Annotated in this window: 23 protein-coding genes; 11 read left to right on the top strand and 12 right to left on the bottom strand. The window is 69.2% G+C overall.

Annotation, left to right across the window (positions count from 1 at the left end):
• The first annotated feature begins 25 nt into the window (after nt 1-25).
• Both HFP15_RS17060 and HFP15_RS17055 read left to right on the top strand, forming a co-directional pair.
• Nucleotides 26-1,948 (top strand): maleylacetate reductase and hydroxyquinol 1,2-dioxygenase domain-containing protein, encoded by a 1,923-nt coding sequence (locus HFP15_RS17060; RefSeq protein WP_168516656.1) that lies wholly within the window; start codon nt 26-28, stop codon nt 1,946-1,948.
• A gap of 10 nt (nt 1,949-1,958) precedes the next feature.
• Nucleotides 1,959-3,251, top strand: a complete 1,293-nt coding sequence (locus HFP15_RS17055; RefSeq protein WP_168516654.1) for a protein kinase domain-containing protein — start codon at nt 1,959-1,961, stop codon at nt 3,249-3,251.
• A 29-nt stretch (nt 3,252-3,280) separates the two neighbouring features.
• Here HFP15_RS17055 and HFP15_RS17050 read toward each other — a convergent pair whose 3' ends face one another.
• Nucleotides 3,281-4,177, bottom strand: coding sequence for a hypothetical protein (locus HFP15_RS17050; RefSeq protein WP_168516652.1), 897 nt, complete (start codon nt 4,175-4,177; stop codon nt 3,281-3,283).
• Nucleotides 4,178-4,415: 238 nt separating this feature from the next.
• Here HFP15_RS17050 and HFP15_RS17045 point away from each other — a divergent pair, with 238 nt between their 5' ends.
• Complete coding sequence (locus tag HFP15_RS17045; RefSeq protein WP_168516650.1) at nt 4,416-5,165, top strand: hypothetical protein; 750 nt, start codon at nt 4,416-4,418, stop codon at nt 5,163-5,165.
• A 13-nt stretch (nt 5,166-5,178) separates the two neighbouring features.
• Here HFP15_RS17045 and HFP15_RS17040 read toward each other — a convergent pair whose 3' ends face one another.
• On the bottom strand, nt 5,179-5,409 hold the full coding sequence (locus HFP15_RS17040; protein ID WP_168516648.1) for a CHC2 zinc finger domain-containing protein: 231 nt from the start codon (nt 5,407-5,409) through the stop codon (nt 5,179-5,181).
• A 37-nt stretch (nt 5,410-5,446) separates the two neighbouring features.
• Complete coding sequence (locus HFP15_RS17035; RefSeq protein WP_168516646.1) at nt 5,447-6,694, bottom strand: hypothetical protein; 1,248 nt, start codon at nt 6,692-6,694, stop codon at nt 5,447-5,449.
• 230 nt (nt 6,695-6,924) lie between these two features.
• On the opposite strand from HFP15_RS17035, the gene HFP15_RS17030 reads away from it, so the two are divergent.
• On the top strand, nt 6,925-7,821 hold the full coding sequence (locus HFP15_RS17030) for a hypothetical protein (protein ID WP_168516644.1): 897 nt from the start codon (nt 6,925-6,927) through the stop codon (nt 7,819-7,821).
• On the opposite strand, the gene HFP15_RS17025 is transcribed toward HFP15_RS17030, so the two are convergent.
• The 3 genes from HFP15_RS17025 to fxlM all read right to left on the bottom strand — a co-directional run bounded on the left by HFP15_RS17025 (nt 7,818) and on the right by fxlM (nt 10,564).
• Nucleotides 7,818-8,462 (bottom strand): hypothetical protein, encoded by a 645-nt coding sequence (locus HFP15_RS17025; protein WP_168516642.1) that lies wholly within the window; start codon nt 8,460-8,462, stop codon nt 7,818-7,820. The genes HFP15_RS17030 and HFP15_RS17025 overlap by 4 nt on opposite strands.
• A 7-nt stretch (nt 8,463-8,469) precedes the next feature.
• Nucleotides 8,470-9,105: a hypothetical protein gene (locus HFP15_RS17020; protein WP_168516640.1), complete on the bottom strand. Its 636-nt coding sequence runs from the start codon at nt 9,103-9,105 to the stop codon at nt 8,470-8,472.
• A gap of 220 nt (nt 9,106-9,325) precedes the next feature.
• Nucleotides 9,326-10,564: a methyltransferase, FxLD system gene (gene fxlM / locus HFP15_RS17015; protein ID WP_168516638.1), complete on the bottom strand. Its 1,239-nt coding sequence runs from the start codon at nt 10,562-10,564 to the stop codon at nt 9,326-9,328.
• A gap of 349 nt (nt 10,565-10,913) precedes the next feature.
• On the opposite strand from fxlM, the gene HFP15_RS17010 reads away from it, so the two are divergent.
• Nucleotides 10,914-12,104, top strand: coding sequence for a helix-turn-helix domain-containing protein (locus tag HFP15_RS17010; protein ID WP_168516636.1), 1,191 nt, complete (start codon nt 10,914-10,916; stop codon nt 12,102-12,104).
• A 65-nt stretch (nt 12,105-12,169) separates the two neighbouring features.
• Here HFP15_RS17010 and HFP15_RS17005 read toward each other — a convergent pair whose 3' ends face one another.
• Entirely contained in the window at nt 12,170-12,481 is a 312-nt protein-coding gene (locus tag HFP15_RS17005; RefSeq protein WP_168516634.1) for a hypothetical protein, read from the bottom strand.
• A gap of 242 nt (nt 12,482-12,723) precedes the next feature.
• Here HFP15_RS17005 and HFP15_RS17000 point away from each other — a divergent pair, with 242 nt between their 5' ends.
• Nucleotides 12,724-13,080, top strand: a complete 357-nt coding sequence (locus HFP15_RS17000; RefSeq protein ID WP_168516632.1) for a hypothetical protein — start codon at nt 12,724-12,726, stop codon at nt 13,078-13,080.
• Between the two features lie 57 nt (nt 13,081-13,137).
• Entirely contained in the window at nt 13,138-13,716 is a 579-nt protein-coding gene (locus HFP15_RS16995) for a kinase (RefSeq protein WP_168516629.1), read from the top strand.
• A gap of 77 nt (nt 13,717-13,793) precedes the next feature.
• Here the strand turns inward: HFP15_RS16995 and HFP15_RS16990 are convergent, their stop codons facing one another.
• The 3 genes from HFP15_RS16990 to HFP15_RS16980 all read right to left on the bottom strand — a co-directional run bounded on the left by HFP15_RS16990 (nt 13,794) and on the right by HFP15_RS16980 (nt 17,208).
• Nucleotides 13,794-14,468: a 3'-5' exonuclease gene (locus tag HFP15_RS16990; protein ID WP_210717363.1), complete on the bottom strand. Its 675-nt coding sequence runs from the start codon at nt 14,466-14,468 to the stop codon at nt 13,794-13,796.
• Nucleotides 14,469-15,007: 539 nt separating this feature from the next.
• Nucleotides 15,008-15,904: a phosphotransferase enzyme family protein gene (locus HFP15_RS16985; RefSeq protein ID WP_168516627.1), complete on the bottom strand. Its 897-nt coding sequence runs from the start codon at nt 15,902-15,904 to the stop codon at nt 15,008-15,010.
• The gene (locus tag HFP15_RS16980; protein ID WP_210717362.1) at nt 15,901-17,208 is read right to left on the bottom strand and encodes an NsdA family TPR-like regulatory protein; all 1,308 of its coding nucleotides are present in this window, start codon (nt 17,206-17,208) and stop codon (nt 15,901-15,903) included. Before HFP15_RS16980 ends, HFP15_RS16985 begins: the two co-directional genes overlap by 4 nt.
• Before the next feature lie 348 nt (nt 17,209-17,556).
• Between HFP15_RS16980 and HFP15_RS16975 the strand changes: the two genes are divergently transcribed.
• Nucleotides 17,557-17,769 carry a hypothetical protein gene (locus HFP15_RS16975; protein WP_168516625.1) on the top strand — a complete coding sequence of 71 codons (213 nt, stop codon included), beginning with the start codon at nt 17,557-17,559 and terminating at the stop codon, nt 17,767-17,769.
• A gap of 23 nt (nt 17,770-17,792) precedes the next feature.
• Nucleotides 17,793-18,122: a hypothetical protein gene (locus HFP15_RS16970; protein ID WP_168516623.1), complete on the top strand. Its 330-nt coding sequence runs from the start codon at nt 17,793-17,795 to the stop codon at nt 18,120-18,122.
• Between the two features lie 65 nt (nt 18,123-18,187).
• On the opposite strand, the gene HFP15_RS16965 is transcribed toward HFP15_RS16970, so the two are convergent.
• Both HFP15_RS16965 and HFP15_RS16960 read right to left on the bottom strand, forming a co-directional pair.
• Nucleotides 18,188-18,916, bottom strand: a complete 729-nt coding sequence (locus HFP15_RS16965; protein ID WP_168516621.1) for a GntR family transcriptional regulator — start codon at nt 18,914-18,916, stop codon at nt 18,188-18,190.
• 30 nt (nt 18,917-18,946) lie between these two features.
• The gene (locus HFP15_RS16960) at nt 18,947-19,480 is read right to left on the bottom strand and encodes a GntR family transcriptional regulator (RefSeq protein WP_168516619.1); all 534 of its coding nucleotides are present in this window, start codon (nt 19,478-19,480) and stop codon (nt 18,947-18,949) included.
• 273 nt (nt 19,481-19,753) lie between these two features.
• Here HFP15_RS16960 and HFP15_RS16955 point away from each other — a divergent pair, with 273 nt between their 5' ends.
• Nucleotides 19,754-20,443, top strand: a complete 690-nt coding sequence (locus HFP15_RS16955; protein WP_168516617.1) for a 6-carboxytetrahydropterin synthase — start codon at nt 19,754-19,756, stop codon at nt 20,441-20,443.
• Nucleotides 20,440-21,144: a 7-carboxy-7-deazaguanine synthase QueE gene (locus tag HFP15_RS16950; protein WP_210717361.1), complete on the top strand. Its 705-nt coding sequence runs from the start codon at nt 20,440-20,442 to the stop codon at nt 21,142-21,144. Before HFP15_RS16955 ends, HFP15_RS16950 begins: the two co-directional genes overlap by 4 nt.
• The last annotated feature ends 140 nt before the right edge of the window (nt 21,145-21,284 follow it).

The raw sequence follows: 21,284 nt of genomic DNA, 5'->3' as shown, positions 1-21,284 counted from the left end.
GTCGTGAGAAGAGGAGAGGCGCTCGATGCGGAGCTTCGTGTACCAGGCCCAGCCGGTTCGGGTGGTGTTCGGGTCCGTCAGCCAGGTGCGCGAGGAGGTGGAGCGGCTCGGTGCCCAGCGTGTGCTGCTGCTGGCGCGGCCGCGGTCGGCGGCGCTCGTGCGGGAAGCACTCGGTCCGTTGCTGGCCGCGGAGTTCGACGGCGCCGCGATGCACACGCCGGTCGAGGTGACCGACCGGGCGCTGAAGGTGCTCGGCGAACACGACGCGGACTGTGTCGTCGCGATCGGCGGCGGCTCCACGACCGGACTGGCCAAGGCGCTGGCGGTGCGCACCGGTATCGCGCAGGTGATCCTTCCGACGACCTACGCGGGCTCCGAGGTCACGCCGGTGCTCGGCGAAACCGAGAACGGACGCAAGACCACGCGCTCGTCGCCGGACATCCTGCCGGAGACGGTCATCTACGACACCGGCCTGACGCTCGGCCTTCCCATGGCCACCTCGGTGGTGAGCGCGATCAACGCGCTCGCGCACGCGGTCGAGGCGCTGTACTCCCCGCAGGCCAATCCCGTGGTCGACGGCATGGCGCTCGACGCGATCACCCGGATCGGCCGCGCCCTGCCCGTCCTCGCGACCGATGAGTCCAATGTGGACGCGCGCGCGGATCTGCTGGAGGCGGCGTGGCTGGCCGGAACGTGCCTGGCGTCGGTGGGCATGGGGCTGCACCACAAGCTGTGCCACACGCTCGGCGGCTCGTTCGACCTGCCGCACGCCGAAACTCACACGGTCATCCTGCCGCACGCGATGGCCTACAACGCCTCCGCCGCACCCGAGGCGATGGCCCGCATCGCCGAAGCGCTCGGGGCCACCGACGCGCCCGGCGCGGTGTACGACCTCATCGCCAACTGCGGCGGCCCCGTGTCGTTGCGCGAACTGGGCCTGGCCGAGTCCGACATCCCGCGCGCCGCGGAACTCGCCACGGGGCAGCCTTATCCGAACCCGCGTGAGCTGACCAGGGACGGCATCGAGGGGCTGCTGCGTGACGCGTGGGCGGGCACTCGTCCCGGCGGCGGCCGGACGGTGCCGGACCTGTCGTGGCTGACCGCACAGGTCGTCGCGAGCTTCGACCAGGCGCCGGAACCGCGCGTGAAACAGCTGGTCACCGATCTGGTGCGGCACCTGCACCACTACGTGCGCGTCAACGACGTCACCCAGGCCGAATGGCAGTACGCGATCGATTTCCTCACCCGTGCCGGGCACATCACCGACGACAAGCGGCAGGAGTTCGTGCTGCTCTCGGACGTGCTCGGCGTGTCGAGCGCGGTGGACGTGCTGACCAACTCCCGGACCCCGGACACCACCGCCTCGGCGGTGCTCGGCCCGTTCTACGTCGAAGGGCCACCGGTCGCCGAACAAGGCGCCGACATCAGCGGCGGCCTGCCGGGAACGCCGCTGTGGTCGGACATCCGGGTCACCGACGTCGACGGTGCGCCGGTTCCCGGTGCCGTGGTGGACGTGTGGCAGTCCAATGAGGACGGTTACTACGACGTGCAGCTGCCCGATCTCGAGGGCCCGGTGCTGCGCGCCCGGTTCCACACCGACGACGACGGACGGCTGGTGTTCTGGTCGATCCTGCCCAGCGAGTACCCGATTCCCGACGACGGCCCGGTGGGCCGGATGCTGGCCGCGACCGGACGGCATCCGTGGCGGGCCCCGCATCTGCACTTCATGATCAGCAAGCCGGGGTATTCGCAGCTGATCACACAGCTGTTCGTGCGCGGCGGGCCGTACCTCGACACGAGCGCGGGCCGCGGCGACACCGTGTTCGGCGTCAAGGACGAACTCGTGGTGGATTTCGTGCCGCGGCAAGACCCGGCGCCCGACGGCCGTCTCATCGACGGCGAATGGCGGCTGCTCGAATTCACCTTCAGGATCTCCGCGTCCCGCTAACATCGCCCTCGTGGCCGACGAGGGAGAGCTCATCGCGGACCGCTACCGGCTGGTGTCGCACGTCGGTCGTGGCTCGATGGGCATCGTGTGGCAGGCACGTGACGAGCGGCTGGACCGGGTCGTCGCCGTCAAACAGCTCGTCGCGGACGGCGGCACCGCGGTGCGGCAGGCGTTGCGCGAAGGGCGGCTCGCCGCGCGGCTGAAGCATCCGCACGCGATCGCCGTGCACGACGTGGTCGAGCACGGCGGAAAACCGTGGCTGGTACTGGAATTCCTGCCCTCACGAAGCCTGTCCGCGATACTCGCCGAGCGCGGCACGCTGCCGCCGGAGGCCGTGGCCACGATCGGCGGGCAGGTCGCCTCGGCGCTCGCGGCCGCGCACGCCGAGGGCATCGTGCACCGCGATGTCAAGCCGGGCAACGTGCTCATCGCCGCCGACGGCACCGCGAAGATCGCGGACTTCGGCATCGCCCGCGCACTCGGCGAAGGCACCGCGACCGGCGCGGGCATGATCGCCGGTACGCCCGCCTTCCTCGCGCCCGAGGTCGCCGCCGGCGAGGACGCCGGGTTCGCCGCGGACGTGTTCTCCCTGGGCGCCACGTTGTACACGGCGCTGGAGGGCGCGCCGCCGTTCGGCACCGACGACAACCCGCTCGCGCTCGTGCGGAAGGTCGCGCAGGGGCGGATCGATCCACCGCGTCGCAGCGGGCCGCTGACCGGAATCCTGCTGCGCGTCCTGCGGGCCGGACCCGCCGAACGACCGTCGATGGCGGAGTTTCACGAGGCGCTGCAAGCGATCGCGGCCGGGCGCACCCTGCCGCCGCCGAGGGATCCGACGCTGCTTCTGCCGCGCCGGCGAGAATTCCCGCGCCGCACCGTCCTCGCCGGAGCCGGGGCCGCGTGCCTGGTCGCGGCCGGTGTCCTCATCGGCACCACGCTGGGCCGCGACGGCGGCGACGCCGCGGCGACAACCCCTCCGCCGACGGCCACGACCCTGCGGGCCGTTCCGCGATGCCAGGCGGAGTACCGGATCACCAACGCGTGGCCGGGCGCCCACCAAGCCGAGGTGACCGTCCGCAATACGGACCAGCGCGCCATCACCGGCTGGACGGTCACCTGGACCCTGACCGGCGGTCAGCAGGTCGGGAACCTGTGGAACGGCTCGCTGAACCAGCAAGGCACCTCGGTGACGGTCTCGAACGCCGACTGGAACGCGATCGTGAAACCCGGCGGCTCGACGACGTTCGGCCTGATCACGTCCGGGGATCCGGTGCAGCCGCGGCTGACCTGCACGAGTCCCTGAAAGATCGCCTGTGTGCAGGCCACGGGGCGTTAGCCGAGGCGCCCGTTCATCCGCAGCACGGCGACGGCGTTGACGGTGGCGTAGCCGCGCCATTCGAGTGCGGCGGCCTCGGAGTAGCTGGCGAAGTCGACACTCCAGCCGCCGTCGGGCTGCTGCCCGTTCTCCAGCCGGTCGAGGTCGGCGGCGACAGCGGCGTCGTCGACCAGGGCGCGCACCGGTCGTCCGGGCTCCGGGGCGAAATCGAGCAGGTGCAAGGTTTCGCCGGGAGAGCCGCCGGCGACCGGTACCGCGCCGTCGGACGGGACGAACTGCCCGAGATGGGCCAGCAACTTGTGCGCTTCGGGATGGTGATCGGCCGCCGCGTCGAGGAACCGCAGGGCGAAGGACAACACATAGGCGAACGGCGGCTCGCTGATCCGCGCGATCGTGTCGAAGCAGTAGTGAGTGACGGTTTCGAGCCAGGGATGGTTCTTCGCGTCGTCGTCCCACTGAGCGACCCGATACGCCTGCGCGGCGACGGCGGCCGTGATCTGCAGCGATGAGGTATGTGGATCGGCCTGCACCCAGAACGGCGCACATGCGGTGGGGTCGCCGATGGGCAGCGCGAAGGGCAGCCCGCCGTCGGGAAGGCCGGCAGCCTGAAGCCAGTCGAGAAGTGCGGCGGTTCGGGGAGAGGTAGCGGGCCCGGCGTCGGCGATGGCCTCCATGGCGTGCAGCGCCCCGCCCGGCTGGCTCTCGGCTGCACGCAGGTCGGGCTCGAGCCCCCACCCGTAGCCCCCGTCGGCATTGCGATACCCATCAACGGCGGCGAGCACAGCGTCCCGCGCGGCCGGGTCACCACCCGTCAGCAACTCGAAACGCCGCCGATCGAGGATGCGCGCACACCCCGCCATGAACGTCCCGGCGCGGCTGAGGTTGATCGTCATGCCTGGCAGTCTGCTACGACGGGGCGGCGGGGGATTGAACGTTTCGGCCATGCGCTGAGGTGCGCACATGAATCGGCCCCTACCGCGTTTCGCTGGCAGGGGCCGGTTTTGTGTGTTCAGACTGGGTGCCCTCGGCGGGACTACCAAAGGATGGGAACGGGTCTGACCAGGGACTTCTCATCGGCACGTTGACGGTCGAGGCGACCTTCGAGCTTCCGGGCTCGCGTGGGAGCACCTCATGAACGCCAACTCACAGACAGTTGCTCGGTTTGTCACGGTCACGATGGGGTTGGTCATCGGGCTCACCTTCCTCTTCGGGTTCGGCAATGTGTTGAACCTGGCATTGACGCTGCAGGTACCCGCGTTTGTGGCGCCGCTGGTGGCACCGGCTGTTGATCTGACGGTGCTGGGGTTGCTTGTCGGTACGCGGCACCTGGCGCTGTCCGGGGCCAGCGATGACGTGCTTCGGCCGGCACGGCGCCTCTTGGTCGGGGCGAGCGTGGTGACCCTGCTGTTGAACGTTGCTGACCCGGTGTGTGCTGGTCAGTGGGGTAAGGCCGCGTTCGACTCGGTCGGCCCGCTCCTGCTGATCGGATGGGCCGAGGCCGGGCCTGGCCTGCTCCGCGCGCTTAGCGCCGCAAGCGCTGATCCCGGACCAGGGCAACCGTCCGGCGCCTCGTCTTCAGAGCCGAAGCGTGACGATGCGGAGCCGGATGCGCGCAGGCCCACGGCCCTACTTCATGACCAGCGGGTAGGAGCGGAGCCCCGCCGGACTACTGCTCTCGACGAGGAACTCGTAGAGCGCGCTCGCCGCGCGGACGCCGACCACTGGCGACGTTACCGGCGTCCGATCTCCGCGGAGACGCTCCGGAAGCAACTTCGGGTTGGCGCAACAACATCGCGGGCTCTAGTGGCGGAGGTTCGGCCAAAGAACACTCCGCAAAGTTCGACGAACACTGAGGTGGCGAGTGATCGGCTAACGGTCTGACTGGAACCGGCAGTCAATGGCGTTGGATTCGGGCGGCGAACGTGGCTGCCGTGCCACCTTCGCCGCACCCGAAGCAGTGGTAGGTGCCGTGAGGCGGGCGGACCTGGAAGGTCGTCGACGTGCAGAACGGGCAGGGGCCGTACCAGCGACCGGGAACGTGTTCGCGCAGCGCGACGTGGCGGGCGATCACGGTCAGGATGTCGCTGCCGTGGGACGGGTCCGGGGTTGCCGTGGCGGTGGTCATTTCTGCCACCGTAGCGGCGCTGACCGACAGCGCGTCGTCATGTGGACTCGGTGGCGGGTGGCAGATCGAGGGGCTCGGCGCGTTCGTGCAGGGCGGAATCCCGTCTCATCGCGGTACGGAAGAACGTTGTCGCGACGATCGAGCAGGGTGCTGGCAGAGCTGTCAGTGCCTTCGGCTCGGCCTCGCCCGTGGTGATCTGGCGGAGGTACCAGCGCACGCGATCCAGGACCTGGTTGGTGGCCTCGCGGACATTGGCCAGATGTCCCTGCCGGAGTTGCTCGTGTGCACGCTCGGTCGCGGTCTCGATCAGGTAGACCGCCTCCGCCAGCGTCAGCCTGTCGGCCAGGCGGCCCATGATGTCGCGTTCGAGGTCGTGGCGTGGTGCGGGCAGGCCGCGCTCGTGCAGCGCTCGGATCAGATAGCCGGTGTTCTCGGCGTGCAGTAGCTTGCGGCACTCCACGGCGCGCTGCCGGTGCCACCGCTCGGGCCATGGACCGGTCAACGCTGCCACGAGATCGGCGACGAGGGCTTCGTTGCGCGGGCCGGTCGGCCCCGGCCCAGGTGCGGTCAAGCGGGCCGTTTCGAAGTTGAGCGATACCTCCTGAGCCCGGCTGTGGACGGCGCGATACCCCGAGGACGGGCAGTCCGGATGCGGGAACAGGAGTCCTGCTTTGATCAGCTCCCGCAACCGCGCGCGGGCGTCTAGCTCGGTTCCCGCGTAAGGCGGCACTAGCCTCCGCCGCCACCGTTGCAGCGGCGTGGTCGAGGTGAACGCGCTGTCGAAGGGCACCCGAAATACCGCCAGCAGGCTCACCGCCTCCCGCAGCGACAAGGCCGCGACCTTCACCGGCGGATGCTCGTCGTACCAGCCGTGGTCCGCACGCCACCGCTTCACGGCGACTGCTCGATCTGCCGCGTCGACCGCGGACGCACGGCACGGCGCGCAGGCCTGAACCTCGCCTGCATCCAGCCGCTTGAGCACCTTCTGGTAGTCGGGCCGGTTGTCGACATGGACACGAGCACCGCAGCTCGGACACGATGCCGCCGGGACATGCGCACGGACCCGCTTACGCAGGTAGTACGCCAAACCCGGGATCCGCTGCCGGGCTAACGCCGGACGCTCGTCGTAGGCCCGCCGCTCCAGGTCACCGACCTTGTAGACGAACTTCCCGTCGCCATCCACGAGCCAGTAGTCCCGAGCCAGCTGCTGCTCCCACGGATCGTCCGTGATGAACTCCAGAACCAAGCGCCGATCGCGTTGCCCCGACTCCTCCACATTGGGCATCGCCCGCTCACCTCGCCACCGACCATCACGGAGACCAACACCGACTGCCGTATCGCTCTCGACCCGCGCCCGTATCGCCCTCGACGAACATAGCCCAGCCGGCCTTCGACAACGCGTTCCCCAGGCCGTCGCCGCAGTGGTCACGCCAGGTCACGTGGGCGAATTCGGCAGCAGAGGGGCCTAGACTCGGTAATGTCGATATTGGCTGGCGAGTCGATATCGAGGGGGCTATGGCTGAGCGGGTGGGGATACCTGCGGCGCGAGATAGCCGCGGGCGAACATACGGGCGGGCCGCCATCGATGCGGTTCCGCCTCCGTTCGAGGCGTACAAGCCGCTGCGGTGCGGTGCCTGCACCACCGCTGTGATCGCGGTGCCGTCCTACCCGCGCCGCACACCCAATGGCGGGACGACCCAGGTGATGGCGTTCTACCGGCTGACAGGCAACGGCGAACACGACCCGGGCTGCGACTACGACTTCAAGAACCGCGCCGAGACCCTCATCCGCGACAGCCGCGGCACCCTGGTCAAAGACGGCGAGGATTACGAGCTGCGGCTACCGGACCCCGACACGATCGAACCGCCCGACCCCCGGCCACCCGGTAACCCTGGCGAGCCCACAGCTCGCTTGAGGGTCACCACCTCCAATCGCACGCTCGTCCCGGCGCTGAGTACCGCCGCCGGCATCCTGCGGCTCTTGCGCGAGTTCGACGATGACCCCGACGCGGCCCGCCGATTCCGCGCCCGCTACGCCGGGAAGAAACTGCGGTGGAACCAGTTCTGCCGCCACGCGACCGAGGCCGCCGCGATCGCCGCCCACCTGGAACGGCCACCGAAGACCCGGCATCCCCTCGCGGTCCACGGCACGGTCCGCGACATCGGCACTGCACACTCTGGCAACACCCAGCAGCTCCGCGACGAGCACGAGGACTACCTCGACCACGCCGGAGAACGACGACGCCTGCGCATCGTCGTCCGGTCCAGAAACCCCGACACCTTCACCGACGTGCACCCTGGTGATCGATGGCTCGGATACGGACACTGGCGACTGTGGCTCGCCCCGCGCGCACCCATCGCCGAAATACAGCTGTGGATCGACGGCCCTTGGTCACTCGCCACCTGGCGCTAACGCGGGCCGCGGCGCTCCCCGACGGTCGCGCCGGGCCAGAGCAAACTGCCGAGGCGTGCACCGAGGGCGATACCGATGCCAGTGGCGAAGCCTGTGACGAGACCGTTCAACGGCACTTGGGTCTGTCGCTTCGATCGGGATGGCGCGCGGTGCCGCGTGAGGTGCCCGGAGTTGCCGGTGGCCTCGGGCCGAACTGGGACGTCGCCTTCGGCCAGTCGAGGGAGCCGGCGCACGTGGTCGGCGGCTGCGGCGAGGCCGGTGGCGACCGGTTGTCCTTGCCAGACAAGGACTTCGAGAGACGAGGCGTCCGCGTCGCCGAGAACGGCGAAGGCGTGATCGCCGGAGCAGACGGTGAAGCAGGCGCAGCCGTCGGCCTGCATCCGCCGCGCGTGCGCGAGCAGGGCGAGTTCCGCGGCGTCGGGCCCGGGCGTAACACGCAGGGGCGCGACGCCGAGCGCCGCCAGCGTGGAGGCGGTGACGTCGTCGGTGTCCTCGAGGGAGGCGTAGGCGGCGACGGCATGGTGCCGGGGACCGGCTGCGTCGAGCAGCGCGGTCATCCGGGTACGCAGAGTTCGTCGCTTGGGCCGAAACCCCACCACGTTCTCCAGGTCGACCAGCACGACCCGATCTGTCGGCAACATGCTCAGATCATTTCCGCTTCGGCGTGCGCTTCTTCTTGCCCTGCTTGGGTTTCGCGCCCGCCGACGGCATCTTGCGGTCGCCGATGAGATCCCGTCCGCCATTCAGGTACGAGCTGAGCTTGCCCTCCCAGCAGTTCGACAGCTCGTAGGCCAGCCTGGTGCCGTGCTCGCACGCGAGGCGGTCGTCCGGTGCGGCGGCGTTCTCAGCGGCTTCGGGCAGCAGCGTGTTCAGTTCGAGTGCGAGCGCGAGGATCCCGCGGCGGACCTGGCCCGCCGCTGACAGGTCCGCCACCACGTTTGGGTCGTCGAACTGGTCGCTGTCGTCCGTCGGCCGGTAGCCCTCGGGGACCAGGCCGCTGACGTTCTCCACCACGAAGTCGGTGTAGGGCATCGACGGTGCCTGCCGCATCAGCACGGCGACGGCCTCGAACACCGGCGTCGCGTTGCGCGCGAGCACGGCGTCCTCGTCGTTGTCCTCGCGCAGCATGCGGCCGGCGGCCTCGGCGGTGCCGAACCCGTGCCACGCCGCCAGAAGCGAGGCCCGCGTGTCGGTGGGATCGGTCATCCGCAGCCGTAGGACGCACTCCGCGATCAGTTCCAGCGCGCTGGGCTTGTGGCGAGCACCCGCTTGCGTTTCGGTCACGTCAACGACCGTAGCCAGCCACAGCGCCGACACGAACGGGCGATCGGTCAAGTCCGACGCCTCCGTGCCGGACGGAGGCGTCGACGCCCAGGGGCCGTCGGGCATCGGCCTGACGGGGAAGGACGACGAGGCCAGAGCGGCGATCAGGAATGCGCCGCCCCGACCTCTCGTGGGTCCGGTGGTCGTCCCGCGTGGTCGAGCCGTCGCCAGGTGTTTCGGCCTACTGCCAGACGACGGTGATGGGGTGGTGGGGGCGGTCGAGGAAGAACCGGCCGCGTGTCGGGTCGGAGGTGTCGGTGCCGTCGGCGGGGATCTCGAACCGGACGCTGCGGTGCCGGAAGTCCCGGTCCCAGGTGCGGATCTCGTCGGCGACGCGGGCCGCCAGTTCACCACCGTGGGGGCCGTGCCCGACGACGCCGGTTTCGGTCAGCTCGTGGCCCTCGCTGTCGTGGCCGCCGGGACGCTTAGCGAGGTAGGCCAGTTCGCCGTCACCGGGCACGGCCATCCCCGTGCGGAACATCGGGGTGATGAGGCCGGAGTCGATCGCGGTCTGCTCCGCTGGCATGCTGCGCAAGCCGCCAGGTAAAGCGCAGGTGAGCCAGAGGTACAGCCATTCCAGGGATTCCATCCGGGCGAAGGTGACCCCGGTCCATATCTCGCTGCGGGGCTGGTCGAGTACGCCGGTCAGGCGTTCGGGGGCGAAGGGCTGGTCCTGGTGGGACTGGAGGGTGACGGTGTTGTCGCCGGTCAGGTCGATCCGGCTGCGGGGGTCGTCGGCGATCCCGCCGCGCAGCGGGACGAACCCGCACATCGCGTGCTCGGCACTGCGCCAGCCGCCGTCGGGGGCTCGCTCGAACGCGATCGAGCGAGACACGCTCCCGCGAATCCGCAGGGGTATCACCAGCCGTCCGCCGGGTGCCAGCTGAGACAGCCAGTCGCCGGGGATTCCGTACGCGCCGACGGAGGCGATGATGCCGTCGTAGAATGCGCCGGGCTCGTGTCCGCGGGCACCGTCGCCGAGCACGACCTCGACATTGCCGATGCCGGCGGCAGCGACGCGTTCGCGGGCGTAGTCGACGATGTCGCCGTCCACGTCAATGGCAGTGACGCGGCCTTCCTTGCCGACGAGGTGCGCCAGCAGTGCCGCGTTGTATCCGGTTCCGGCACCGATTTCGAGAACACGGTCACCGGGCTGCGGGCGCAGCTGGTCCAGCAGGAGAGCGACGATGCCGGGCTGCGAGGCGCAACTCAACACCTCGCCGTCCGGGGTTCGCTTGGTGACCACGATGTCGTTCGCGTAGGCGTCGGCCAGCTCGACGTCCGGGACGTAGTGGTGGCGTTCGACCGTCCGCAACGCGTCTTCGACGGCCCCGTTGCGGGCATAGCCAGCTTCCTTGACTTTGCCGATCAGGGCGTCCCGCAGGGCTTCAGGCGACATGTCGGTCGTGGTGAGGTTCATCAGCGCCTTTCGTGAGGGTGCCGGGTGACGTGGCCGGTCGGCGCCCGCGGGCACGCGGGCGAGTTCCGGTCGCCGATTCTGGGCCAGACCCCCGACAGAAAGCGGGCACGACGCCCGCCCCTGCGTCGCGCGGCGCTGTCTCCGATCGGCGCGGCGCGGTGGCAACGTCCACCTGCCACGAGTCGGGTGTAGTGAGTGCTTCTCGCTGCTTCGCCGCCCGCCATCAGCCCCGATGCACACGCTGTGACACTGATTCAGCACATTCGGTGTCAACGCGGGCAAGGTCTTCTAGGGATCGGAGCTACCCTGATGGGTAGTGGCGGGGGTGTCTCCGGGAGGGAGCGTGGCCGTGGCAGCCGAGGACCGCGGGCCGGCGGGTGTCGGGCGGCGAGTCCGCGCCGCGCGCAAGCTGCACCCGAACCTGGGCCAGCGGCAGCTCGCCGCCCGGATGCATGTGTCGGTCTCGCTGGTGCGTGCGGTCGAGCAGGGCCGCAAACCGGCGTCTCCGGCGTTCGTCGCGGCGGCGGCGCGGGCGCTGAACCTGACCGTGTACGACCTCTACGAGCAGCCCAGCCCGCAGTTCGGTACCGAACGCGACGGCATCGCCGAGCTGGAGACCGCCGTGATCGCGGGCCCCGCCCTGGCCACCGACGACCCGCCGAGTCCCCTGGACACGCTGGCGCGGGCGGTGGCCACGGTCGCCGACCTCCAGCGGAAATCGCGCTACGACCGGTCGTCGGCGGTGATGCCCGATCTGCTCGCCGCCCTGCACACCGCCGCCGCCCACGCCCGTGCGGGGGCCGAGGCCGAGCGGGCGCACGCGTTGCTGACCCACCTCTACCAGTGCGTCACGATCTGCCTGCACCGCCTGGGCTCACCGCTGGCCGGCCAAGCCGCCGAACGCGCCGCCACCGCCGCAGGCTCCTCGGGCGATCCGCTGCTGGCCGCGCTGTGCGAGGGCGAGATCGGCCTGCCCCTGATGCACCGCGGCGCCTACGGCGCCGCCGAGCGCCTCGCCGCGACCGGACGGTCCCTGGTCGAAGCCGAACCCACCGGCCCGGCGTCGCTGACCGTGCGGGGCTATCTGCATCTGCGCTCGGCGATCCTGTCCGCCCGCTCCGGTGACCGCGCCACCTCCGACGCGCACCTGGCCGAAGCTGCCGACTGCGCCCGCGTCCTCGAGCCCGGCACGGACTTCTACGACACCGCGTTCGATCCGGCCAACGTGACCATCCATTCCGTGGCCGCGGCCGTCGAACTCGGCGACGGAGCCACCGCACTATCCCGGAACACTCCGCTCCCGCCCAGTACCCTGGCTTCCCGGAAAGGGCATCACCACGTCGACCTCGCCCGCGCGGCCCTGCTGCACGGGCGGCGTGACCAGGTCCTGGCCGAACTCAACAACGCGCGGGCCCTGGCGCCGCAGCTGACCCGTTACCACCCGCAGGTCCACGAAACGGTGGTCACCCTCGCCCATCAGGACCGCCGCCGCTCCGATTCCCTGGCCACCTTCGCCCGCTGGGCCGGAATCCAGCTCTGAACCGGAACCCTTCCGGCCGCGACCGGCGCCCTAGCGGACAACGCTGCGCGACGGCAAGGGGCCGTTCACACCGGCCCGGGGTCCTCGGCGGTCGGTCGCTTGCCGAGCACGAACCGCTCGATCAGTGCTCGCGGGCCGTCGAACTGGCACAAGGTGGCCAGCAGGATCACGGCGGGCCAGGCCACGACCGCCATGCCGGTCAGCAACACCGCCCGCGCGACGAACGACCAGTACCAGCTGCGCGTCAACCCCGGAATGTAGGCGCGCCACGCCATCCGCCACACGGTGATCCCGCAGCACACTCCCATCAGCAACGCCAACCCGGCCAGCGTGCGATCGGGAAAAGGGAACACGTGCATGTACAGCTGCGTGATCACGTCGTCCACTGAATTGCCGCCTCGTCTTCCGTATCTTCGAAGGTGATGTTGTGCGCCGTTGAGCACAACGGCGCCGACAGAATGCCGCGGCACGGCACCGTCGAAGTACCACCGCAATGCCACACTCACCCGCGCTGACCGGCGACGATGCTGAGAACGAAGCCCTATGAGGTGACTGGCGGGAGCACCGGAACGGGCGCATGCTGAAAGTTCCAGTCGACGCGTACAAGGGGGGAACTGCATTGAGCACCGCGACCAACACCGAGGTCCGCACCGGATTCGGTGCGGCGATCCTGCTGGGCATCGGCGACGACGACAACATCGCCTGCGTCGCCGAACACGACGCCGCCACCAAGGACGAGGCCCGCCGCTGGATCGAGCAGACCCTGCCCACCACCGCGATGCCGGACTGGGTCCATCAGCGCCCCCACGGCACGGCTGGAGCTTTCCTGTTCGCGGTCTACACCGAAGGCATCCGAGTCCACGACGGGCCGGGCGAGTCCCGCTGGGAGAACTACCCGGACGACGCGCCCGAACACACCGCCGACCTCATCGACGGCGCCGTGCGCTGGTGGCCCCGCGAGGACACCCAGCGATAACGGCCGATGGCGCGCGGCGGGGCTCGTCGTGACGGTCCCGCTGCCTAGACTGCCGCCGTGGCACCCACTGGATCGGAGTCGACACGCCTGGCGATCGTGCGCGGCAACTCGGGCTCGGGCAAAAGCTCCGTGGCGCTGGCCGTCCGGTCACACCTCGGCCGGACGTGTGCGGTGGCGGCCCAGGACGTGGTCCGCCGGACCATCCTCAAAGAACGTGACGTGCCCGGTGGCGTGAACATCGGTTTGCTCTCGACCGTGAGTCGCTACGCCCTCGACAATGGCTTTCATGTGATCGTGGAAGGCATCCTGCATGCCGAGCGCTACGGCGACATGCTCGCCGACCTCGTCGCCGATCACCGCGGTCGCACCGGCGTCTACTACCTGGATGTCTCGTTCGAGGAGTCCCTGCGCCGGCACGAGACTCGGCCGCAAGCGGCCGAGTTCGGCCCCGAACACATGCGCGAGTGGTACCGCGAGCAGGACCTGCTCGGACTGGCCGGCGAGCAGCTCATCCCGCCAACCTCCAGCCTGCAGGACACCGTCAGGCGCATCCTCGCCGAAGTCTTCGAACAGCAGCACAAACGAGATCCCGGCTCGGCCGATCCCGTTGCCTTGGGCAGCGCCGTACGCCAGTGACCACCACCTGCGTGCTCAGCTTCGCTCGGCGGGCGACGGTGTAGATCTGGGAGTCGCGGCCAAGCTCGTAACGCTGATTAGAACAAGCTCTCTTGCTCGGCGGCGTCTGTCGCCGGGTGTTTGGGCTCCAGTCGAGCGTCGCGTTCGAGGTCGTGCAGACTGCGCCACGGCCCCTGTTCGAGAAGGCGGGTTAGTACGGTGACGGTGAGTTCGACGTCGGCCCTCGCCCGATGCCGGTCGGTGGGGATCGGGATGCCCAGGTGGCGTGCGACGTCGCTGAGCCCGTGATGCGCCAGTCCGGTCAGGACGGTGCGGGCGAGCCGGACGCTGTCGAGTAGTGGTGTCGCCGCCAGGTTCGGGCAGTGCTGGCGTTGTCCGTAGATCAGGGTGCGCTCGGTCGCCGCTCCGTGTGCCACAACCCGGTACGGCCAGCTCGTCGTCTCGTCATCGGGCGCGGGCAGTAGCCGGTCGAGGGCGGCCATCACCTCCCCGGCGGGTGGCGCGGAGGCGAGCATCGCTGGTGTAAAACCGACAGCACGCTCGCGCCAGGTCACCGGTATGCCTGCGGGCGGCTCGATGAGCGACTCGAACCTGTCGATCTCGACCAGGGTGCCGTTGCGGTATTCGAGCTTGGTCGCGGCGACCTCGATCGGTTCCGGCGGACGGCCTGCTGGGGTGAGTCCTTCGAAGTCGAGGACCAGCAACTGGGTCCGTTGCATCCTGGCGTCGCCGCCGAGATCAACCAAGCTCATGGCGAGCGCCCTTCAATCGAAGACGTCGACGACCGCCGAGCGCCCGGTGCAGTACGCGCCGCACCGCCCGGGCCGTCCTGTTCGCTGGCCGATCCGTTCCGATGAAATCCAGTCACCGCAACACCTTTCGGATCCCGGCTGTGTGGTCGCGGCGACGTGCGCTGGTGGCCTACCCGCCAGGCGTGGACGTAGTCGAGGGGCGACGCCGCGCGCCTGCCCGCAGCGCCTCGGCGCCCGCTCTGGGCGTGCTCGCTGGAGCCGGGAGAACCTGCCAACGCGACAGCCCGCCACCGTAGTGCTCCGCGTAGGCTTCGGCGCCCGCCCGGTCACCGAATCGCACCTCGTGCAGCCAACGCTGCCTGTGCACCAGCCGGACAGCCATGCCCCTCCTCTCGTCCGCCGACAATCATGAGACTCATCGTCGGCACAGGTGTTCGACACGGGCGATTTCGGTGGTGGCACGCCGATCTTCGGCGCCTTGGCCGCATACAGTCGTTCGCCGCGAAGTCGACGTTTGCCAGCGGCATACGGCGGGAGGATCAGGACGCGGGCGACCAGGACCAGGGGCGGGGCCCATTCCGGCCGCGTAGGCAGGAAACACGGAGTTCGGCTTCCTGGTGGGCGCGGGGGTTTTCGGCGGCGTGTTGGGCGAGGTAGCAGGTCATGCGGAGTTCGCGGATGTCGCGCAGGAGCGCGAATCCGTCCCAGGCGGTGACGTCGTGGCCGTAGCGGTGGCAGAAGTTCCGGTACTCGTCCGCGGTGATCCAGGCGAAGCTGGTGTGTTTGATGGCGGTGGAGACGAGGTCCCATTCGGGTGGGCCGATGGAGGCGCGTTCGAGGTCCAGCAGCACGACCTGGTTGTCGTTGGTAGCGACGACGTTGCCGACCCAGGCGTCGCCGTGCAGCACGGTGTGCGGCAGGCCGGCGGGGAGGTGGTGGTAGCTCTCTTGCAGGGTGGCGAGGTGCTGGTGCAGCCAGGCGCGGTCGTCGTCGGTGAGGCTGGTGGCGGCGGTGATGCGTTCGTCGAGCCGGACGAACGGCTCCAGCGCGGAGAACGGGTGCTGCCCGGCGACGACGGGCAGGTCGTGCAGGCGGCGCAGCGCCGTCGCGACTTGAGCGGGGGTGCCGTTGTGGTGGTCGGGCAGCTCGTGCCAGAAGGTCACCGCACGCCCGTGCGCCTCGATGGGTTGGCCGAGGTCGTCGAGGGCGCGGACGGCGGGGATGTCGTGGTCGGCGAGCCATCGGGCGATGCGGACTTCCCGGGAGGCGGCGTCGAGCTGGCCGGGGCGGGCAATGCGGGCGACGATGCCGCCGGGAAGGCGGAAGATCGCGTTCTCCCCGAGCCGGATGGGCTCAGCGCCCCGCGTGTCGATGCCCGCCTGGTCACATGCGGCGCGCAGTAGCTCTTTGACGTCCTCGGTTCCAGTCGTGGTCACGACGCGGCGACCACCGTGTGGATGCGCTGGCGCAAAGCGGCGACCTCGGGGGTGCGGCTGTGGCGGTGGGCGTAGCGGGACAGCTCGCGCAGATCGTCGGCGGCACGGCGGGAGCGCACGGTGCCCGCGGCGTCGAGCGCGGCCTGGCCGATCACGGCAGCCTCGGCGGGGTCACCGGTGGCCATGGTCAAGGTGGCCAGTTTGGTCTGGGAGATCGCGCGGGAGCGGGCGTAGGCGTCGGTATGCCCGGTGACGGCGTCCGAGAGCCGCGCGGTGGCGTCGAGCGGCCGGTGCCCGTGAACGGCGAGGTCGAACAGGGCATGGCCGGTGTCGCCGACGTGCTGGGCATGGTCGTAGTAGGCCATCCATGGCGGATCGTTGGCCGGGGTCGCGTGGGCGAACTCGTCGTCGGCGCGGCCGACGGCGGCGAGAGCATCGCGGGTGCGCCGCATCTTGGCCAGTGCGCGGGCGTGGGCGGTGTGCAGCATCGCCCGCTCGGTCGCGGTGAGCCGGTCGGCGCGCACCAGGGCGTGCTCAATCCAGGTCAGCCCTTCATCGGGTTTGCCGATCCAGATCGCGTGCCGCGCCATCGAGGAGAGGATCTTGGCGCGCAGGTGCCAGTCGCCGGCCTCTTCGGCGCAGGCGAGGCCGAACTGGAACGCGTGGGTGGCGTCGTCGTGGGCGTAGGCGTCGAAGGCCATGAACCCGCAGGTGTGGGCTAGGTAGCCGATCGCGCTGCGCAGCGGGCCGCGTAGCGCCTCGTCGCAGCTGGCATCGAGCAGCCCGGCCGACCAGTGCAGCTGAGCTTGGACGGCTTCGCGTGCGAGGCCACCGCCGTAGGTGTGGTCCCAGCCGGCGAACACCTTCGCCGCGGTGGCGATCTGGCCGATCTCGGCGGTGCCGACCCGGGCGGGCACGGGGGTAGGTTCGCTGCCCTGCAGCCGGGCAGCGACGGGAGCCAGTGTCAGCGCGCCGACACCGAGGCCGACGCTGCGCAGGAACTGCTTGCGGTCCACGTCCGCCAGCTTTACCACCGTTCGCCGCCGGTTGGTGAAACCCAGCGCGGCATCGGTGGAAGCGCCCAGTACAGCTCGCAGCGCTTCGCGGTAGAGCGCGCTGGGCCAGCGGATCACGCCGCGTTCGAGCTTGCCGATGTAGTTGGCATCAGTCACGGCCTGCGTCTCGTGGTGCACCGCGATGTGCTGATTGACCAGGTCAGCAAGCTCTTGGCGCGACAGGCACTCGCCCGGCTGCGTCGATGACTCGGTGCGCTCCCGAGCCTGCCGGAGCTGATCGTTGTCCATCGGTGCGGGCTGCCCTCCCACGTGCTGACCAGCCCTATCCTGACACAGCTCGTGGTCGTCCCAACACCATCGGTCGAAGGGGGAGGATGCGAATCCTCCCCGAATCCTCCCCTTGACATCCCGCGTTCGCGGCTTGGCCCCGCAGTGAGCCGGAGTCAGGGTCGAACCATGGCACACGTGATCACCCGGCAGAGCAACCGTCCACGCCGCGCGAGAGGTTCCGTCGGGCGACGGAGCCGGTCAGCGGCGGGCGCGTCGGCGAGGTCGGCGTGGGGCGCGTGAAGCGTGGCGGAAGGGTGGCGGGACTGTGTGGCCGTCGTGGTCGCTCTCGACAGTCCGATAGGCCGGATGGCCGAGGTCGTCGACCAGGCCGCGCGTCATTTGCCGCCGCCCGGCCAGCCGTATCTCTGCCCGTGCTGCTCGACCGACCCGTGGCCCTGCCGCGAGTTCGACGATGCCGCTCGACGCCTGATGGCCGCCGGGCTGCGCCTCGCCGAGTTCGTGCCGAGCGAACTGCACCAGCGGCTCTGGCCCCAGCAGAGACGACATCCGGACGAGTGAGACCAGTGAAGGAGTCACCACCGATGGACGAGGTACTCAGCACCACGCTGCGGCAGGCTGTCGCCGACCGCCTGGACTACCTCGACGTCCTGGCCGCGACAGGCGACACGCCCTCCAAAGCCGCTCTGGCGGAAACGGAGATCACCCGCTTGACGACCGCTTGGCGGCAGGTGCTCGACCAGCACGCGCTCGACGCCCGCGGCCAGTGCGCCCGCTGCTCGCGCCGATGGCGCCACAGCGAGTGCACCGTCTGGGAGACGGCCCACCAGCAGCTCATCGGCGACGACGCACCACCGGGGGCAGATCGAGCAGGGCGTCACCGGCTACGGCCGTTTCGTAATTCCAGGGCGTGACCGATGAGGAGATCATCGCGAATGCAGTTGCTGGGTCTGAAATCGAAATCGCTGTCATCGTGGCTCTAGCCCAACTCGGTCTCTACGGTCTGGCGGTACAGCAGCTCGTACAGGTGCGCGCCCTTGATGAGGACCGAGGCTTCGACGGGGCGTTCGTTGTTGCTGTAGATGACGCGCAACTGCCGGATCACCGGCGTCCCATCAGGGAGGTCGAGCGTCTCGGCTTCTTCCACCGTCGGCGGGCGTGCCGAAATTCGGTCGACGAAGGCTTGCTGAGGAAAGCCAAGGTCGGCGAGGGCCTGGGGTGCGCCGCCGCGGATCTTCGCCGAATTGGCGAGCTTGCTGTTCGCGGCGATCTCGGCGGGATAGTACGACGCGGACAACTCCACCGGCCGCTCGTCGTGGACGAGGATTCTGGTGCGGACGATCGCGGAAGCGCCCGGCGCCAGCTGCAATCCTTCGGCGATGTCCGCCGGTGGGACGACGTCGTCGACGTTGAGCAACTGATAGCGGAACTGGCCGGGTTCAGGCTTGATGTAGGCGGAGGCGTCGATGATGAACGGCTGCCGATCGCGGACGTAGACGCCTTTGCCGACACGGCTGTCGAGGAAGCCTTCGTCCTTGAGCGCCTTCAGCGCGTGCTGGATGGTGGCGTTTGCTGCGCCGTACTGCTCGACGAGTTGCGCGGTGGACGGCAGTTGAGCACCTGGGCGCAGCTCGCCGCGCATGATGAGATCGCGCAGTTCTGCTGCGATCTGCTGATGCCGGGGCCGGGCGTCACGGGTGCGAGGCAAGTCCGACTCCTGGGGACGCAGTCGGGACGGTCATGGCGTCAGCTCGTATCGCAGCCGTCGCCCGTCGGCCACCATCGTCATCACGCTGGCTTCGACGGGCAGATCGTTCTCGGTAACAAGTGCGCGGGCGAGCAGCAGCACACACGACGGGTCGTCCAGTTCCAGCACGGCCCGTTCGTCTGGTGTGGCCAAGCGTGCGCTGACGTCTTCGCGGACGCGGCGCGGCGGATATCCGAGGTCCGCCAGGAGAGCGACAGCACCACCGGGGATCTTGCGGGGCTCGGCCAGCCTGGTGCCCTGGGCGATGTTCGCGGGGTAGTACGAGTCGACAAGCTCGACCGGATGATCGTTGAACAGCATGAGGCGGCGCCGGACGACCACCGCCTCACCCTCATTCAAGCCCAGCATGTCGGCGACCGTCGCGGAGGCGACCATCTCGTCAACACTCAGCAACCTTTGAGTTCCCGTGCCGCCATGCTCTGCCGCCTCGACGCCCCAGGCGTCGCCCCGTTGGCCGCTCACGTAAGGCATCGACACGCTCGTCCACGGGCCGGCGCTCGTCATCGCTCGCCCTCCTTGTGTCTCGCGGTGGGAGGTACTCCACCCGTTGACCTTAGTCGTAAGGCAGCAAGGCCACGATCGACGCTCATCCATTCACCTTGTCACCTTTCTGATATCGCAGTAAGGTTGCTTGTGGTGAAGGTACTACGGATCGTCACCGACTCCGTTCGACCCCCAGCCATTCCGGCCGCTGTGCCATCCGGGCCGGCAAGACAGTTCGGCCGCCAGCGCACATCGTCCGAGTGCCGTTCGGCATGACCGAGGAAGGAGGGCTACATGAAGGCCACTGAGGAGAAGTGTGTGGCGGATGGCCAGATCACCATCTCGCAGTCGTTCGGCTTCAGCGCCAGCCACGAGCTGAGGCAGCTACCGGCCAGTCACAAGTGTCGCCGCAACCATGGCCACAACTACACGGTGACCGCCTCGGCGCTCGTGCACGATGACGCCCCCGGCGACCTGTCGCCTCTCGGGGACCATCTGGCCGCGACGTTCGACCACCGTCTGCTCAACGAACAGGTCACCTTCCACCCGACGAGCGAGCTTCTCGCTGCGCACCTTGCCGAGTGGTTCCGGGACAACATGGAATCGGCAATGCCGATCACGCTGGTCGAGATGGTGGTGTCGGAGACCGCGACCACGTCAGCGCGCTGTGACGGCGTCACCGGCGAGGTGACGATCTCGAAGACCTTCAAGACCAGGCACGGCGACGTCGCGCTGGTGCTGGGGGCGGACGGACTCAACGAGGTTGGGTTCATCACCGATTTCGGCGACCTGAAGCCCTTCGGAACGTACCTCCAGGAGCCTGACGCCGACGCGGGGCTACGTGCTGCTGGCCCTGCGCTGGTCGCCCACCTGGCTGGCTGGTTCGTCGACAACGTCGAGCCGAAGATCCGCGGCCGGCTCGTATCCCTACGGGTCGACTCGGGGACGACCACCGGCCTGTGGGAACGAGGCGATGCCTCGTGAACACGCTCACCTTGGCTCCTGAACGGGTAGAGGGTTCCGCGATTCTCACGGAGAAGTTCGAGTCGTTCCAGGGCGAAGGCCCGTGGACCGGGCAGCGCTGCGTGTTCGTCCGGTTCTCCCGATGCAACCTCCGGTGCGGCTTCTGTGACACCCCAGAAAGCTGGGACTGGAGCAGGTACAACCCGGCCGAGGTCAGCGACCGAGTCCCCATCCCCGAGCTGGTGTCGTGGGTGCGTGAGCGCGGCGTGGACATGATGGTGATCACCGGCGGGGAGCCGACGTTGCAGCAGCCCGCCATGACCGCCCTCGCCCGCGGCCTAGCGAAGGTGCGGGTACAGGTCGAAACCAACGGCACGGTTGCGCCCACACCGGAACTTGCCTCCTTGGTCGATCTCTGGGTGGTGAGTCCGAAACTCGCGAACTCAGGCATGACCTACTCCACCCGAATCAAGCCCGATGCCCTCTCGGCGTTGACCGCGACAGACCGCGCGGTGTTCAAGTTCGTTGTCACCGAACCCGACCGCGACCTCGACGAGATCGACCGGCTCGTCGAGGAGCATCATCTGGCTCCGGTGTGGGTGATGCCGGAAGGCACCACCCAGGAGAAGGTTTTGGCCGGTATGGATGCTCTCTACGGCCCGGCCACTGATCGCGGGTGGAACGTCTCCACCCGTCTGCACATCCTGACCGGAGCGCGGTGACACCGATTCCCAGACTGAGCACCGGATCGCGCGGTTTCCCGCGCCAGCACCAAAACCTCAGCGACCTCCGCGCGCCGGGGCACTGCGAGCCGCCGCTGCTGACGTCTTTGACCTATTTACCAAACCCGGAAGCGAGGCGA

The sequence above is a fragment of the Amycolatopsis acididurans genome (assembly GCF_012328925.1).
GTDB lineage: Bacteria > Actinomycetota > Actinomycetes > Mycobacteriales > Pseudonocardiaceae > Amycolatopsis_E > Amycolatopsis_E acididurans.
Note: the sequence above shows the minus strand (reverse complement) of the source record. Positions and strands in the feature narration are given on the sequence as shown.